Annotated in this window: 15 protein-coding genes; 7 read left to right on the forward strand and 8 right to left on the reverse strand. The window is 39.2% G+C overall.

Annotation, left to right across the window (positions count from 1 at the left end):
- Positions 1-2: 2 nt before the first annotated feature.
- Together paaB and paaA are read right to left on the reverse strand one after the other, a co-directional pair.
- Positions 3-293, reverse strand: a complete 291-nt coding sequence (gene paaB / locus F968_RS11940; RefSeq protein ID WP_000389648.1) for a 1,2-phenylacetyl-CoA epoxidase subunit PaaB — start codon at positions 291-293, stop codon at positions 3-5.
- Between the two features lie 32 nt (positions 294-325).
- Entirely contained in the window at positions 326-1,264 is a 939-nt protein-coding gene (gene paaA, locus F968_RS11945) for a 1,2-phenylacetyl-CoA epoxidase subunit PaaA (RefSeq protein ID WP_004793398.1), read from the reverse strand.
- A gap of 265 nt (positions 1,265-1,529) precedes the next feature.
- Between paaA and paaZ the strand changes: the two genes are divergently transcribed.
- Complete coding sequence (gene paaZ, locus F968_RS11950; RefSeq protein WP_004793401.1) at positions 1,530-3,632, forward strand: phenylacetic acid degradation bifunctional protein PaaZ; 2,103 nt, start codon at positions 1,530-1,532, stop codon at positions 3,630-3,632.
- Positions 3,633-3,801: 169 nt separating this feature from the next.
- Here the strand turns inward: paaZ and F968_RS11955 are convergent, their stop codons facing one another.
- A complete protein-coding gene (locus F968_RS11955; protein ID WP_004793403.1) occupies positions 3,802-4,992 on the reverse strand; it encodes an MFS transporter in 1,191 nt (396 codons plus the stop codon).
- Positions 4,993-5,095: 103 nt separating this feature from the next.
- On the opposite strand from F968_RS11955, the gene F968_RS11960 reads away from it, so the two are divergent.
- From F968_RS11960 to F968_RS11980, 5 genes are all read left to right on the forward strand, one after another.
- Positions 5,096-6,007 carry a LysR family transcriptional regulator gene (locus F968_RS11960; RefSeq protein ID WP_004793405.1) on the forward strand — a complete coding sequence of 304 codons (912 nt, stop codon included), beginning with the start codon at positions 5,096-5,098 and terminating at the stop codon, positions 6,005-6,007.
- Between the two features lie 257 nt (positions 6,008-6,264).
- Complete coding sequence (mutS, locus tag F968_RS11965) at positions 6,265-8,904, forward strand: DNA mismatch repair protein MutS (RefSeq protein WP_004793406.1); 2,640 nt, start codon at positions 6,265-6,267, stop codon at positions 8,902-8,904.
- A gap of 61 nt (positions 8,905-8,965) precedes the next feature.
- A complete protein-coding gene (locus tag F968_RS11970; protein ID WP_004793407.1) occupies positions 8,966-9,496 on the forward strand; it encodes a GNAT family N-acetyltransferase in 531 nt (176 codons plus the stop codon).
- A 344-nt stretch (positions 9,497-9,840) separates the two neighbouring features.
- A complete protein-coding gene (fdxA, locus tag F968_RS11975; protein ID WP_003650851.1) occupies positions 9,841-10,164 on the forward strand; it encodes a ferredoxin FdxA in 324 nt (107 codons plus the stop codon).
- A gap of 131 nt (positions 10,165-10,295) precedes the next feature.
- The gene (locus F968_RS11980) at positions 10,296-11,018 is read left to right on the forward strand and encodes a D-Ala-D-Ala carboxypeptidase family metallohydrolase (RefSeq protein WP_174746768.1); all 723 of its coding nucleotides are present in this window, start codon (positions 10,296-10,298) and stop codon (positions 11,016-11,018) included.
- Positions 11,019-11,063: 45 nt separating this feature from the next.
- Here F968_RS11980 and F968_RS11985 read toward each other — a convergent pair whose 3' ends face one another.
- Positions 11,064-11,510 carry a GNAT family N-acetyltransferase gene (locus F968_RS11985; protein WP_004793409.1) on the reverse strand — a complete coding sequence of 149 codons (447 nt, stop codon included), beginning with the start codon at positions 11,508-11,510 and terminating at the stop codon, positions 11,064-11,066.
- 201 nt (positions 11,511-11,711) lie between these two features.
- Here F968_RS11985 and F968_RS11990 point away from each other — a divergent pair, with 201 nt between their 5' ends.
- A complete protein-coding gene (locus tag F968_RS11990; RefSeq protein ID WP_004793410.1) occupies positions 11,712-12,380 on the forward strand; it encodes an O-methyltransferase in 669 nt (222 codons plus the stop codon).
- A 116-nt stretch (positions 12,381-12,496) separates the two neighbouring features.
- Here the strand turns inward: F968_RS11990 and F968_RS11995 are convergent, their stop codons facing one another.
- The 4 genes from F968_RS11995 to F968_RS12010 form a co-directional block, all read right to left on the reverse strand.
- Complete coding sequence (locus F968_RS11995; protein WP_004793411.1) at positions 12,497-13,339, reverse strand: universal stress protein; 843 nt, start codon at positions 13,337-13,339, stop codon at positions 12,497-12,499.
- A 155-nt stretch (positions 13,340-13,494) separates the two neighbouring features.
- Positions 13,495-14,106 carry an acyltransferase gene (locus F968_RS12000; RefSeq protein WP_004793413.1) on the reverse strand — a complete coding sequence of 204 codons (612 nt, stop codon included), beginning with the start codon at positions 14,104-14,106 and terminating at the stop codon, positions 13,495-13,497.
- Positions 14,099-14,698, reverse strand: a complete 600-nt coding sequence (locus tag F968_RS12005) for an IMPACT family protein (RefSeq protein ID WP_004793414.1) — start codon at positions 14,696-14,698, stop codon at positions 14,099-14,101. Before F968_RS12005 ends, F968_RS12000 begins: the two co-directional genes overlap by 8 nt.
- A gap of 92 nt (positions 14,699-14,790) precedes the next feature.
- Positions 14,791-15,681, reverse strand: an 891-nt coding sequence (locus F968_RS12010) for an HlyD family type I secretion periplasmic adaptor subunit (protein WP_004793416.1), incomplete at its 5' end; no start/stop codon positions are given.

The raw sequence follows: 15,681 nt of genomic DNA on the forward strand, positions 1-15,681 counted from the left end.
CCTTACATGTGCTCAATGCCATCTGGGATATGGTAAAAAGTCGGATGACGATAAACCTTGTCTAGAGAAGGATCGAAAAATTCAGCTTTTTCATCTGGCTGTGATGACTTAATCAGTTCAGAACGAACCACCCAAATGCTGATTCCTTCATTGCGGCGTGTATAAACATCACGAGCATGTTGTAGTGCGATTTCATCATCAGGTGCTCTTAAGCTGCCTACGTGACGGTGGCTTAAACCTTGTTTACTACGTACAAATACTTCGTAGAGCGACCAGTTGTTTTTATCTTCCATTTTGATTTCCTCAAATTTTTCCATAAATCTTGTTAAGCCACTTTGTTCGCTTCAAGCTGCTGTTTCTTCGCGTAGACCACTGCTGCATCACGAACCCATTTGCCGTTTTCCCATGCTTTACGGCGTGCTTCGATACGCTCGTGATTACATGGTCCACGTCCGGCAATCACTTCATTAAATTCGTGCCAGTCGATCTCGCCAAACTCGTAGTGGCCTGTTTCTTCATTCAGTTTTAAATCTGGGTCTGGAACTTCCAAACCTAGCTGTAAAATTTGCGGCACAGTGTTATCAACAAACTTTTGACGTAATTCATCGTTACTAAAACGTTTGATTTTCCATGCCATGCTTTGTGCGCTGTTTGGAGAATGCTCATCACTTGGACCAAACATCATGAGTGCTGGCCACCAGTAGCGATTTACCGCATCTTGTGCCATCTGTTTTTGTTCTGGTGTACCGCCTGCCAAAGCCATCATGGCTTCAAAACCTTGGCGTTGGTGGAAACTTTCTTCTTTACAAATACGTACCATTGCACGTGCATATGGTCCATAAGAGGTACGACAAAGCGCAACTTGGTTCACAATAGCTGCCCCATCGACAAGCCATCCAATTGCAGCAACATCTGCCCAAGTCAAAGTTGGATAGTTAAAAATTGATGAGTATTTCATTTTCCCATCAATTAATTTTTCCATCATGTCATCACGGTCAGCACCTAAAGTTTCTGCCGCGCTGTACAAATACAAACCATGACCCGCTTCATCTTGTACTTTCGCCAATAAGACCGCTTTACGTTTTAAAGTTGGTGCACGAGTAATCCAGTTCCCTTCAGGCAACATACCTACAATTTCAGAATGGCCATGTTGCCCGATTTGACGAATCAATGTTTTGCGATAGGCATCAGGCATTTGATCCTTAGCCTCGATCGTAATTTCATTGGCAATATTTTGTTCAAATTTCTGGTAGTTGTTTTCCATTCTTTCATTCCCTGTAGGTATCACCCTTAAATCTATTTTTCGATACACTAAAAACAAAGTCAATCACTTTTTTGGTATCAAATTAAATCCCCCTCCTAAAAACACATTAAACAATTGAAATAAATATAATTAAAGTAATTGTAAAAAACTTTTTTACTTTTCAAAATCAAAATAAAGTTGACTTTTAGACAAATTAATCTGAAATTATGAATCATATTTTTGCAATTTTTATAATTGATGTATCACATAAAAAAGGAGTTTGGTCATGCTTGAACAAGCACACCTAGAAGGAACCTCGACAGACACAGATTTTCAGCAGTCTGAGCATCAACTACCTCATCTTGCTTCTTATGTCTATGGAACATGGCATTCGACAAGCGAAGAACTACGTCCAGTTTTCCATGCCATTACAGGTGAATCTATTTATGCCGTAAGTAGTCATGGCATTGATATGAAACGTGTTGTTCAATATGCCAAACAAAATGGTTCAGAGTTGGCAAACTGGACATTCCACCAACGTGCAAACGCTTTAAAACAAATTGCCCAATATTTACTTGAACGCAAGGAAGAGTTCTACAAACTTGCTTATGCAACAGGTGCAACTCGTAAAGATGCATGGATTGATATTGAAGGTGGGATCCAGACATTATTTGCTTATTCGAGTCTGGTTCGTCGTGAACTCAATGACGAAAAAATTATTACCGAAGACAGCTGGATTCAGTTATCTAAAAACGGCACTTTCGGCGCTAAACACATTTTAAGTCCTAAAGCGGGTGTTGCCGTTCACATCAATGCTTTTAACTTCCCAATTTGGGGAATGCTTGAAAAGATTGCACCAACACTACTTGCAGGTGTGCCATGTATTGTTAAACCTGCAACCGATGGCTCTCAGTTAACTCAAGCTGTTGTAAAAGCCATTGAAGAAGCACATGTATTACCAAAAGGTTCGCTACAACTGATTTGCGGTCAGACTTATGACTTGTTAGAACAGTTAGGCCCACAAGACTGCGTTACGTTTACAGGTTCTGCCTACACAGGTCAAAAACTACGTAACCACCCTCACCTCAATAAATATTCGATTCCATTTAGTATGGAAGCCGACTCGGTAAACAGTGCAATTTTAAGCCCTGAGGCAAATGAAGAAACTGTCGATTTATTTGTGCGTGAAGTCTTCCGTGAAATGACGACAAAAGCAGGCCAAAAATGTACTGCCATTCGTCGTGCTTTCGTTCCTGAAAATTTATTAGCCAATGTACAAGAGAAGCTCACTGCCAAACTTGCCAAAGTTGGGGTGGGTGACCCTCAAAAAGAAGAAACCACCATGGGCGCTTTGGCGAGCATTAAGCAAAAACATGACGTTGCAGAAAAAGTTGCCGAGCTTAGCAAAGATGCAAAAATCGTTTTTGGTGGCAACGAGACCTTTACGTTTAATGCAGATCATCCTGAAAAAGGTGCTTTTTTCGCTCCAACTTTATTGCTCTGCGAACAACCTTTACAAGCAACAAATGTTCATACCACAGAAGCTTTCGGTCCTGTATGTACCCTCATGCCATATCAAAACATTGAAGAGCTTAGCGATCTTGTTTCACGTGGTGAAGGTAGCTTAGTGGCTTCAGTCGTTAAAAATAACGATGAAAATATTGAACAGATTATTCAAAAAATTGCACCTTGGCATGGCCGTGTGCATGTACTCGATGCAGAGTCGGCAAAAGAAAGTACAGGACATGGTTCACCACTGCCTCATCTTGTACACGGCGGCCCTGGTCGTGCAGGTGGCGGTGAAGAATTAGGTGGTATTCGCGCCGTTAAACATTATATGCAACGCACTGCTATTCAAGGTTCTCCAAACAGCCTGACTCAAATTACCCACTCATGGACTGCTGGCTCGAAAGTTAACGAAGACCGCGTTCATCCATTTAAAAAGTCGTTTGATGAATTAGTGATTGGTGAACGTTTATTAACGGCGCGTCGCACCGTAAGCGAAGCAGATATTGTCAACTTTGCTGGTTTAAGCGGTGACTATTTCTATGCGCATACCGACAAAATTGCAGCTGCCGAGTCTTTCTTTGGTGAGCGCGTTGCACACGGCTATTTCATTGTGTCTGCCGCAGCAGGTCTATTTGTAGATGCAGCACAAGGTCCCGTCATTGCCAACTATGGTATGGACAACTTACGCTTTGTTGAACCAGTTAAAATTGGTGATTCGATTCAGGTTGAATTGACCTGTAAGCAAAAAACACCTAAGCCACAAAAAGACCCGTCTCAGCCTGCGCATGGCGTTGTGGTGTGGGATATTAAAGTCAAAAACCAGCGTGGTGAACTTGTTGCGACCTACGACATTTTAACTTTAGTTGCTCGTGATTTATAAGTAGAACTCAAACTGATGGATAGCTAATATCCATCAGTTTTTTTATTCAACATAGGCGTTAAACTTACACCACAAGAAATAATATAGTCTTCAAACTAGTGATAAGCCAAAGGCCAAAATCTTTTTAGTCATCATCCTTTTAATGGATCGAAAAATAACGACTTTAGAATTATGTTAGATGAAAACGTTTAGCCAGTTTCTTTTGCATAATAATAACGAGAATTGGAAACACTGCTGCGGAAATTGCGGATATCGCCAGTAACTTGTTTAGATTTTGTGGTGCCATGCCATGATCAGGTAATAGAAAAGCAGACAGAAAAAATGCGATGGTTGTAACGAGATACATAATTGAGGTCTGTAACGAAGAGAATCCAGCTCTTTGCCTATCATCAGGAAACTGAATCGAAACCACCGAAGATGACACCAAACGACTGTAAGATGCGCCGAGAAATAAACTAATAAATAACGTCGCATGCTGATGGCCTAAAATTGGTATCAGCAAACTCAGTATAAAGACGATCGTTGAACCTGTGGCCAACATCAAAGCCGAAAAACGGGAGGTCAATACCCCTGTAATTTTTGTAGATAAATAGCCCATTATGCCCCCGCTAAAAAATAACCAAGGTAGTAGGTCTTGCGAAGCGCCTAGCTGCTGTATCATTAATGGTGCCAGAATAGGAATAACCAGCATAGGACTAAACTGAACAAACGCATTACTTGAAGCGAACAGTAAAGTGTCCCTATCAAGAGGCAGCTTAGGGAACGTATCCAAAGAAACTGGGTCTTGGGGAATGATGGATACAATCAATGGCAGTGCCAACACACACAATGCACTTATGAGCCACAAAGCCACATGCCAACCATAGTGAGTGCATAGAAATAATATTGTGGGCATTCCTACAATGCTTACGATTGAAAATGACGCGATCACCGTCGCCAACATTTTTCCCCGTAAATTAGGCGGTGCGTTGTTTATCAATATACTTATACCCACACCCATTGTCGTACCACCCACCAACCCTGCACAAAATCGAAGTGCAAGTAGAAGACTAAAACTGGATATGCAGGTAGTCAAAAGTGTTAGTAGACCCAACAACGCTATATTGATAATTAAAAACCGCTTTTTATTGAAATGATCAATCCAGTAAAAAGCAATAATTCCCGAAAGGACGGCACCTAGTGTGTACATGCCGGACACATAGCCTGAGAATGATACTAGTACTGCGAAATCTGTTGCCATAAAAACAAAAACAGGATTGAACACCATATATTCCAGTGCATTCGTGAACTGGACAATAGCAATAACAATGGCTATCCGCATGAGAGCTTTATGATTAAATGTCTGCGTAATCGATGGCATAGCAAGCAACCTATGGATGAAAGATATCCAAGTTTAACTACTATCAATAGTGTTTATTACATGGTAGAAATGGCACTTATTATTATCAAATATAGGATAATTGATGCGTCCAGCTCTCGATTTTAATGCCCTGAAAGTGTTCATTGCTGTGGTTGAAAGAGAAAGTTTTGTTGGAGCATCGAAAATCCTTGAAATGCCGACATCAAACGTGAGTCGCTGTATTTCTCAGTTAGAAGAAAAATTGGATCTTCAGCTCATTGAGCGTAGCACCCGACATATGAAACTAACTCAGGCAGGACAGTTACTCTACACCCGAGCGAAGCCATTACTAGAGGCGCTTGAGCAAACTGAAATAGAATTAACGTTGCGGCAAATACAACTCAAAGGCCCATTGCGAATCTGTATTCCCAATGAAATAGGTCCTGCATTGCTTAGTTCTATTATTGCCGATTTCGCCTGTCAGTACCCAGACCTTGAGATCAGCTGTGTCACAAATTTATCAGGTTTCGAATCTTTGCGAGATGATCTGGATTTAGCGATTATTATTACCCGTGGTCAGATGGATAACAGTGACTACATCGCACGTCATCTGGTGACTATCCCTTGCACCATTGTTGCAGCCCCATCCCTCATTCAGCGTTACGGCACCCCGACTCATATCCAGCAATTTGAAGAATTACCCTGTATTACAACAGTAAGTGCACTCAAAGGTGCTCCTTGGCAGTTTGTGAATAAAAAGGGAGAATTCGAGACCATCAAGGTTAAAGGACATTATCGGGTAAACAGCGGAGAGATGGCAGGACAAGCAGCTGTAGCAGGTGTCGGTTTCGCAATTCTATCGAAACAAGCTTGCCAACCTTATATTAATGACGGTCGCCTAATCGAAATTAAGTTTGAACAAGCAGTAGCGCCATTGCAATTGTTTGCACTTTATTCAAATCGTCGTTACTTACCCGCTAAAACAAGAGCGATCATTGATTTTATGCATGAGAAATTGACTGATAGTTCAAGCTGATAAGGTTATTTTCTTTTTGCTGCTTATTTCCTCGTTCATTTTAGGAATCCTTTTTGCCAATCAGTCTCAATTTGTTAAGATGGCAACCGTGAGAAATTAAGTTAAGCTCACACACTGTTGACTCAATTTTGACATAAAAAAGGTACACTAAAAGGTATACTTTTTTCTTAGATTAAGTCCAATTTACACAGAAGTTGTTAGAATTGGTTAGATGACCAAACGTAAAATATTATTGATTTTTTAAGGGTTTATTACGCATGAATAGCGCTGAAATCATGGCCGATCTCTCCACCCACACTCCAATGATGCAGCAATATCTCAAGGTTAAAAAAGACTATCAACATGCGTTGCTGTTTTATCGTATGGGCGACTTTTATGAACTATTCTTTGAAGATGCCCATTTAGCAGCTAAACTTTTAGGTATTACCTTAACCCATCGTGGTAAAGCAAACGGCAACCCGATTCCAATGGCAGGCGTTCCATATCATTCAGCCGAAGGTTATCTTGCTCGTCTTGTCAAAGCTGGGCGAACTGTAGCCATTTGCGAACAAGTGGGAGAAGTAACAGGTAAAGGTCCGGTTGATCGTAAAGTTGTTCGTATTCTTACACCGGGTACTTTAACTGATGATGCATTACTCAGCAGTTATCAATCGTCTAATCTCGTTTCATTATGCATTCATCAAAACCAGATTGGTTTCGCGTTACTCGACTTAAGTGCAGGCATTTTTAAAGTTCAACAACAAGATTACAAGCCAGAACAATTACCTATTGAACTTGCACGTTTAATGCCAAGTGAAATCTTGATTGATGAAGACTTGGTCGACACAAATATTATCGAGCAAATTAAAAAACACTTAGAATGCCCTGTTACCAAACGCCCAAATGTAGACTTCAATCTAAATAACGCACAAAAAACTTTATGTGACCAGTTTACGGTATCAACGCTTTCAGGTTTTGGTTTAGACCCATTACCTTTAGCTAAAGCTGCTGCCGCTGCACTCATTCACTATGCAAAAGAAACCCAAAAAACTGCATTACCACATATCCGTTCAATTCAGCTTGAACAAAGTACAGACTTTATTGCGCTCGACCCAATCACGCGCCGTAATCTAGAAATTATCGAGCCATTGTTTGAACATGGAACATCATTATTTCAACTGGTAAATGATTGCCAAACTGCAATGGGTGGCCGTTTATTAAGCCGCACACTCATGCAACCTGTTCGTGATACGGCCTTACTCGATGCTCGTTTAGATGCGATTGAGCAACTCATTCAAGGCTACCATGAAAGTCCTGTTCGTTTAGTGCTTAAAGAAATTGGCGATATTGAACGTGTACTTAGCCGTGTAGCATTAGGCAGTGCACGACCACGTGATTTAGTACAGCTTCGTCACGCATGTGCACAAATTCCAGCTTTAAGAACGGCGTTAACTCCAGTCATTCAAGCGAAAAAATCCAAGTTATTAGTTCAACTTGATCAAGAACTTGGAGATTTCAAAGCGCTTCATCAGCATTTGATGGCAGCAATTGTTGAAAATCCACCAGTATTACTTCGTGATGGCAATGTAATTGCAGAAGGATATGATGCTGATCTTGATGAATTACGCCAAATTCGCGATCATGCAGGTCAGTTCCTGATTGATTTAGAAATCAAAGAACGCGAGCGCACAGGTATTAACACCCTTAAAATCGGCTATAACCGTGTAAGTGGTTACTACATTGAACTGACTCGTGCTCAAGCAGAACAAGCCCCTGCTGACTATATTCGCCGTCAAACATTAAAGAATGCTGAGCGCTACATTACGCCAGAGCTAAAAAGTTTTGAAGATAAAGTTCTGTCGAGCGAGTCGCGCGCATTAGCACGTGAAAAAGCATTATTCGAAGCTTTACTTGAAAATCTTCGTGAGAATATTGCTCACCTACAAATGATGAGTTCAGCAATTGCTCAAATTGATGTGGTGGCAAACTTTGCTCATCAAGCACGTTTAAATAATTGGGCACGTCCTGAATTTACCCCAGAAACAGGCATTAAAATTCAGGCAGGTCGTCACCCTGTGGTTGAAGCATTAAATAAAGCTCCATTTACCCCAAATGATACTTTCCTTGATGCTCAGCACCGTATGGCAATTATTACCGGTCCAAACATGGGCGGTAAATCAACCTTCATGCGTCAAACAGCATTAATTAGTTTACTTGCTTATTGTGGTAGCTATGTTCCTGCTAAAGCAGCCAAGCTTGGTCCAATTGACCGAATTTTCACTCGTATTGGTTCAGCCGATGATTTATCTACAGGTAAATCTACCTTTATGGTTGAGATGACAGAAACTTCGCAAATTCTGCATCATGCGACCAATCAATCTCTTGTTTTAATGGATGAGGTGGGCCGCGGAACCAGTACATATGACGGTTTATCTTTAGCTTGGGCTTGCGTAGTTGATTTAACGAAGCGCATAAAATGTTTATGTCTCTTTGCCACTCATTATTTTGAGTTGACTGAACTGGGTAGTGAAGCAGGTATTGATAACTATCATGTGACGGCGCAAGAGCTAAACGGCAATTTGATTTTATTGCATAAAGTTCAGCAAGGCCCTGCGAGTCAAAGTCATGGTTTACAAGTTGCAAAATTAGCGGGTATTCCTGCCAATGTTATTAAAGAAGCGCAGAAGCGTTTGCGTATCTTAGAAAAACAGCAGCAGCAACATCTACAAACCAGCTTTCAAAATGATTTGTTTGCTCCACCAGATGCAAACTCTGGTTCACAAATTATAGAAAAAGTTGTCGAGATCGAAGTTTCATCCCCTGCTCTAGATTTACTTAAGCAAATTGAAGTCGATAACTTATCGCCTCGTCAGGCACTTGAACAACTCTATGAGCTGAAAGCGGCACTGAAATCTTAATAAATCAAATTCGAATAAGTAGGCTTAGGTCTGCTTATTCATATTGGAGAATAATATTTATATGATCTTAAGATCTTTGCAATATTCAGAAATCGATCTTATTTGGCAGCAAATTAGCCGCCGTGAATTAATTACTCAAAACTACATACAAAAACAGCAACATCTAGACTTAGTTGATTGTTTTTTTGATGTACAACATTGGGACGCATACCATCTAGAAAATGACCCACCTAAACTGAAACAACTCTTTGAGCAAGGTTCAATATTTGTCGGCGTATTTGATGCTTTTGAAAAAATGATTGGTATAAGCGTAGTCTCAAATCAACTTATAGTGGATTACCCTCACGCAAAGTTACTCCACTATTTCTATGTCGATGCAGACCAGCAAGGTCAAGGCATTGGTACTAAGCTTATGCAAGCCGCAAAAGCATCCACCAAGCAACTCGGTGCAAAACAACTGTATATTTCAGCAACCCCAAGTCGGCGCACTGTAGACTTCTATATGAAACATGGTGCAGAACCTCTAAGTGCTCCAGATCAACAACTTTGGCAGCTCGAACCTGAAGATATTCATTTAATTTGTAACGTTTAACTCTCAAGATTTAAGGATTTTTAGCTAAAAAAGCTGAAAATCAAAATTTGTAAAAGAAAAAATGAAAAGTTAAGGTATTTATTAAAATAGATGCCTTGACTCAAATGACATCTAAATAATTAAATAAAATATTTTTTAAGTTATTGTTTTATAAAATATATTATTATTTTAATTTTATAGATTCGCAGTTCCTAAGGCTCGAAGATCTGTTTGATTATCAACGCATTAACTTATCTTCATATGCATGAATAAAGAATATCAATAAAAGCAATTGTTTGTTTACCCCTTTTTTGCCTAAAATAAGCTATTCGAAATGAAACCATATTTTTTAGGTAGCTGTCGCCATGACCTTTGTTGTCACTGAAAATTGTATTAAATGTAAATACCAAGATTGCGTAGAAGTTTGTCCTGTTGACTGTTTTTACGAAGGTCCGAATTTCCTAGTGATTAATCCGGATGAATGTATTGACTGTGCATTATGTGAACCAGAGTGCCCGGCAAATGCAATTTTCTCTGAAGATGAGTTACCAGAAGGTCAGGAAGTATTTATTGAATTAAATGCTGATCTTTCTCAAAAATGGCCTAACATTACGCAAATTGGTGATCAACCAGCTGACCGTGAAGAATGGAACGGCAAACCTGATAAATTACAATATCTTGAAAAGTAATTTCAAAAAAAGATCAGCAACCGCTGATCTTTTTTATACCCTATTCAAACATTTCATTGCAAATTCCTCGTAATTTGTGCACTGTTTTGCATTAAAATAGCCGCAATATTTATAAGTGCTTAATTTTTCTTATGCGGAAGTTTTTGCAGAGTCTGGTGCCCTTATGCATAATCCCAGCGGTTATGGTAGGTTGTGTCAGCTCTCCCCAACACACAACAACAGGCAAAACCTCTCCAAGTGGTAAACGAATCTTTATTCCACAAGAGCGCGTTATTATCGAGCGCCCGATCCCCCCTAAAGTTGAGCCTGCGTCTTATCGAGGCTGGTTAAGCTCTGGTGAAAATTACCAACGTGTTCGTGAATACGAAAACTTCTTAACCCGAAACAACGTCGCAGGCATTGTGCCAAGTTTTGAGTTATTACGCTCAGCACGTGATTGGCAAAAATGTGGCCGCTCAGAATATGCCGTGCCTAATCGCGAACTTTGGGGCAACTCTTTATCGACCCTACGCGTATTTAAATATTTAGTTGCAGCAAAAGTTCTAACTGACTTTGAAGTAACCTCGGTTTACCGTGACTTACCTTTAAATGAATGTGCAGGTGGCGCAAGCTCATCTAAACATTTATTTAACTCGGCAATCGATTTCCGTATTGGCCCTGAGTTCCCACAAGCTCAAGATTATGCATTTATCGAAAATACCAAGTTTAAACTTTGTCAGTTCTGGGCTCAGCATGGTCAAAGCTTAAATATGGGTATTGGATTATATAGCTCTGGGCAAATTCATATTGATACTCAAGGCTATCGCACTTGGGGACCAGACCTCACTCGAAATAGTTCGATGTGTAATTTTTAAATTAAAAAACTCCTTTCAATCGAAAGGAGTTTTTACTTAAGCCTATTACAAGCGTTTAGCTAAAGAGATAAGTTTTGAACGCGTTTTAAAACCATGCTTTTTATAAAAATCTTCAGAAATAGAATCTCTTAACGTGTGTAGAACAATGGTTTCTATTTTATTTTCCCTACACTTTCCTTCTATATGCTTTAAAAGCTGGGTACCTATTCCTTTGCCTTGATATTGAGGATGTATAAAAAAATCATCTAGAGAATAACGTATTCCTTGTATGGTCGGATGAATATGTCCCATCCCAATTCCAATTAATTGGTTTTCCCATTTTGCACAAAAGCCAAAAGAACATGCAGATTGAAAATAACTCTCAAAATATTTTCTCATTGGTTCTAAATCATCAAATTGCTCATTCCATGGCTCACGACTAAAAGCTAAACAATAAACTTCAATAGCTTCTTCAAAATCTACATTTGTGAAAGCACCCAACGTAATATTCATCTTATTTATACATTCCTAACTAATCATTTATAAAATAAGCAATAAATGAGCCTTTTGTGATCATTTTTTAATTTTGGTGATCGGTTTAGAAAAAGTAATTTGCTTATTCAATAATCAACCAAAATTTCTTGAACCGAAGGTTTTTGCACTCTAGACATAAACGTTTAAAATAGCCCGATCAACATATAGGTAAATTTGATTATGCAGCAGATGTGGACAGACATTGACCAATATATCGATTCACATTTAATTCCTGAAGACCCGCGACTCGAATATGCATTAAAGAATACCGACGAACACGGCTTTTCAAATCATCTTGCAGTGGCACCTAATCAAGGTATGTTCTTGCAGATGCTTATTCAAATGAATAAATGCAAACGAGTTTTAGAAATTGGAACCTTTGCTGCATACAGTACCATCTGGTTGGGTCGTGCTTTGCCTGAAGATGGTTATTTACTCACAATTGAAGGCCGTGCTACTCATGCAGAAATGGCTCAAAAAAATATCGACCATGCTAACCTTCCGGTAAAAGTCGATCTTAGAGCTGGCCGCGCTGCTGATATTCTGTCTACAATTGATCCTCAATCTATCGAGCCTTTTGATTTTATTTTCATTGATGCAGATAAACAGGGTTATCCTGAATATTTAGAATTGAGTCTAAAATTCTCTAGATCGGGTACGATTATTGTGCTGGATAATGTGATTCGCGCAGGTGATATTTTAAATCCAGATAATAAAAAACCGAGTATTGAAGGCATCCGTGAAATGTTTAAAGCTCTCGAAAATCACCCACAAATATTGTCTTGTACAGCCTTACAAACGGTTGGTTCAAAAGGTCATGATGGCTTCGCAATTGCAATTGTGAAATAATGGTTAAAAAATCATCTTTTTTATTTTATTATTTATAATCAATAAATTACTTTTATTACTGTTGCTTTTCCATATAGTTATCCACAAGATTTGCGGATAACTATATGGAAGTCTTATCATTTAGCCACAAGTAACGGTACAGTCGCGTTTCGGAATATGGTTGTCGCAATACTTCCTAAGAAGAATTGATGAATCTTGCTATGACTAAATGCGCCAAGCACAATAATTTGAATACCGTGTTCTTGTTGGTACTCTAAAATATTTTGTGCAACATCACCATAGCGATAAACGGTCACAACATCAATGCCCGCTTGTTTCAGGTAATGCTCAGGTTCATTTAATATTTCTGGATGATCACCCACATATACCAAATGACATTGCAGTGTTCGCAATAAATCACTTTGGGCAATACGGCGCATCATTTTTTGGCAAGTTGGTGAATATTCATAAGCAAAGATAAAACGGGTTGGTATTTTAAAGTTTTCCCCAATGGTTAAAACAGTACAATTGGCTCCGCGAATAAAGTTCTCAACATTACTACCGATTGGTTTATGTTTTTCGGCAGCTCGCTCCCCGACTCGGCCTAAAATGACGATGTCATTTTCATGCAATAGATTAAAACTTTGTTCTAAAAAATCACCTTTTTCTTGAATTTTTGAACTGGTAATACCATGTTTTTCTTGAATAAGATCAGAAATATGACGGAGTAAATTATTGCTATAGTCTAAAGCGAGTTCACTTTGTTTTTGTTCCAGCTCAGCTAACTCTTTTAGCAGCATTGCATTGCTTTCAAAGCCAATTACTCCACTAATTTCACCAAGATGATAACTTGCAGGGTAATAGTCTAGAATTTGTAATAATACAAGTTCTCGTCCGGTTGCTTTAGCCACCCATGCTGCTGCATCTGCAATAGCATTAATACACGGTGATGAGTCAATACACGCAATAACACGGTTCATGTTAGCCTCTCTTCTTAAGGTCTATTGCCTTGGAGATTATTATTAAAACTTAGCTTTAACTTAACATAGATAAAAATTGGTATGTTAAGGTTTATGTATAAAAATCAACTTTTTTGTTTAAAGATCAAACATTTTATTACATTCTTAAGACTGCATTATTCTCTTAAACGAATAAATTTTGCGGGATTTCCACCGACAATATGGTAAGGCTCAACATCTTTGGTCACCATACTATTCATCCCGACCACAGCATGCTTACCTACTTTAATCCCATCTTTAATACCAACATGTGCCCCTAACCAAACATCTTGCTCAACTTCAATTCCTTTAGAAGTGACAGGCTGCTGGTAAAGGGGACGGTCCAACTGCATCCCATGATCAAATGCATATAAATGACAATATGCTGCAATACGAACTTGGTCATGCAATTTTATGCCAGCTCGTCCACCATCTAAAATACAATGATGATTTATCGCGACCTCATTACCAATTTCAAGGGGCCCATGCAAACTACAATCTGCTGCGATAAAGCAATTATCACCAATAATAATTTTACGTCCTGGCTCAGCAAAAATGTGAGCTAACGGTGAAATAAAACAGTTTTCCCCAATCTCAACAGTTTCCATGTCCATCAAATAAGCTTGATATTCTTTTTGCCATTCTTCAGCCCAAGCACGATGTTTAGGCTTTAAAGTCCAATATAACCATGGCATATAGTTTAAGCGGTGCTTATGTTGCTCCCGATATTTCAATAAGGAATCAGTCATCAGTTAATTCCTCTTCAATTTTTAACTCTTCACGGCCACGTGTTACATCTCGGAGTTTCAAGGCAAGTGGTTCAATTTGATGTATTTGTAGCCTTGCTTCGATATCTACACCTGTTGCAGTGTAGGTTTCCTGATATTCAATTTGTTGTTGAGTAAGTTCATATTGAAATATGGCCCACTCATTAAAGTGACAAGAAAAGTAAATCGTTTTCTTTGCAATGAGTTCAATACGCTCAGCCAAAAGCAAGCATTGCCCAGCACAGCCTCCATATGCTCTAACAAGCCCACCTGTTCCAAGTTTTATTCCACCATACCAGCGGTTAACCATCACAATAATATTCGTCAGATCATTCCCTTCAATGGTAGCCAAGATTGGACGGCCTGCTGTTCCTGATGGTTCACCATCATCGTTAAAGCGTACGTTATGCCCAATTTTCCACGCCCAACATTGGTGAGTTGTCGAAATATCTTTATTGAGTTCTAAAAATTCTTTAACTTGCTGTTCATTTTCGACTGGCGCAGCAATAGCCTGAAATCTGCTTTTTTTAATTTCTTCTTCAAATGTAATCTGTGATGCAATCGTAAAAGCCATAAATTAAATAAAGCATAATAAAAATCAAATTATAACGTGAATTTAATAGAATCAAACCCATAAAAAAGCCCCGAATCTCGGGGCTTTTTTTATTATCTTTCTCGTAACGCTTCTTTCGCTTTATTAAACGGTTTAAGTAAGTAATCCAGTACGGTTTTTTCACCTGTACGAATATCTACTGTTGCCACCATACCCGGTGTAATTCCAAAAGCCTTACCTTCTTTATTATAAAGCTTGTCAGAATCAGTGCGGATATAAACACGATAATAGAATTGGTCTTGTTTCACTTCATCACGAATCGTGTCTGGTGAAATAACCGTAACCTTACCTTTTAAACCACCATAAATTGAGTAGTCATAGGCAGTAATCTTAACCAGTGCTTCTTGTCCCGGACGAATAAAGGCAATGTCACGCGGCAAAATACGCGCTTCAATAAGCAGCTGCTCATCAATCGGTACAATGGTCATCAATTTACCGTTTTGCGGAATAACACCACCATGGGTTGTGACTGCAATTTCTTTTACAACACCACGTACCGGTGCTTTAAACACTGCACGATCTAAACTATCACTACGACCCAGCACGATTTGTTGTTGCGTTTCACTATCCGTATTTGCTTTCGATAACTCTTCACGAGCCTTAACATAATACTGGTTCTGCGCATCATTCATTTTGTTTTGCAAATCATTTGCTTCACGACGTAAACGTAAAACTTCCACCTCGCTTGCCGCACCTTTAGCCACTAACGGTTCTGTCATTGCCAGCTCTTGTTGCACCAGTTGTAAAGCTTGTTTTAAACCCGCAAGTGTTTGCTCAAGATCAGCACGACGTGAACGATATAGCGCCGTTTCTTCATGTACAAGTTTTGGTTCTTTCATCACAATGTCAGGAAAAACCAATGGCGTACCATTAACTTCCGCACGCAAACGCGCTGCTGTTGCCTGAGCAGAGATCAGTAAAGATCGAGATTCACCCACATTAGA

This window comes from Acinetobacter sp. NIPH 817, from assembly GCF_000368405.1.
GTDB lineage: Bacteria > Pseudomonadota > Gammaproteobacteria > Pseudomonadales > Moraxellaceae > Acinetobacter.

Coding starts and splice junctions, on each gene's coding strand:
- mutS (WP_004793406.1), top strand. CDS start 6,265: ATGAATAGCGCTGAAATCATGGCCGATCTCTCCACCCACACTCCAATG.
- F968_RS11955 (WP_004793403.1), bottom strand. CDS start 4,992: ATGCCATCGATTACGCAGACATTTAATCATAAAGCTCTCATGCGGATA.
- F968_RS11990 (WP_004793410.1), top strand. CDS start 11,712: ATGCAGCAGATGTGGACAGACATTGACCAATATATCGATTCACATTTA.
- F968_RS11995 (WP_004793411.1), bottom strand. CDS start 13,339: ATGAACCGTGTTATTGCGTGTATTGACTCATCACCGTGTATTAATGCT.
- F968_RS11985 (WP_004793409.1), bottom strand. CDS start 11,510: ATGAATATTACGTTGGGTGCTTTCACAAATGTAGATTTTGAAGAAGCT.
- paaB (WP_000389648.1), bottom strand. CDS start 293: ATGGAAGATAAAAACAACTGGTCGCTCTACGAAGTATTTGTACGTAGT.
- F968_RS11980 (WP_174746768.1), top strand. CDS start 10,296: ATGCGGAAGTTTTTGCAGAGTCTGGTGCCCTTATGCATAATCCCAGCG.
- F968_RS11960 (WP_004793405.1), top strand. CDS start 5,096: ATGCGTCCAGCTCTCGATTTTAATGCCCTGAAAGTGTTCATTGCTGTG.
- paaZ (WP_004793401.1), top strand. CDS start 1,530: ATGCTTGAACAAGCACACCTAGAAGGAACCTCGACAGACACAGATTTT.
- F968_RS12000 (WP_004793413.1), bottom strand. CDS start 14,106: ATGACTGATTCCTTATTGAAATATCGGGAGCAACATAAGCACCGCTTA.
- F968_RS11970 (WP_004793407.1), top strand. CDS start 8,966: ATGATCTTAAGATCTTTGCAATATTCAGAAATCGATCTTATTTGGCAG.
- fdxA (WP_003650851.1), top strand. CDS start 9,841: ATGACCTTTGTTGTCACTGAAAATTGTATTAAATGTAAATACCAAGAT.
- paaA (WP_004793398.1), bottom strand. CDS start 1,264: ATGGAAAACAACTACCAGAAATTTGAACAAAATATTGCCAATGAAATT.
- F968_RS12005 (WP_004793414.1), bottom strand. CDS start 14,698: ATGGCTTTTACGATTGCATCACAGATTACATTTGAAGAAGAAATTAAA.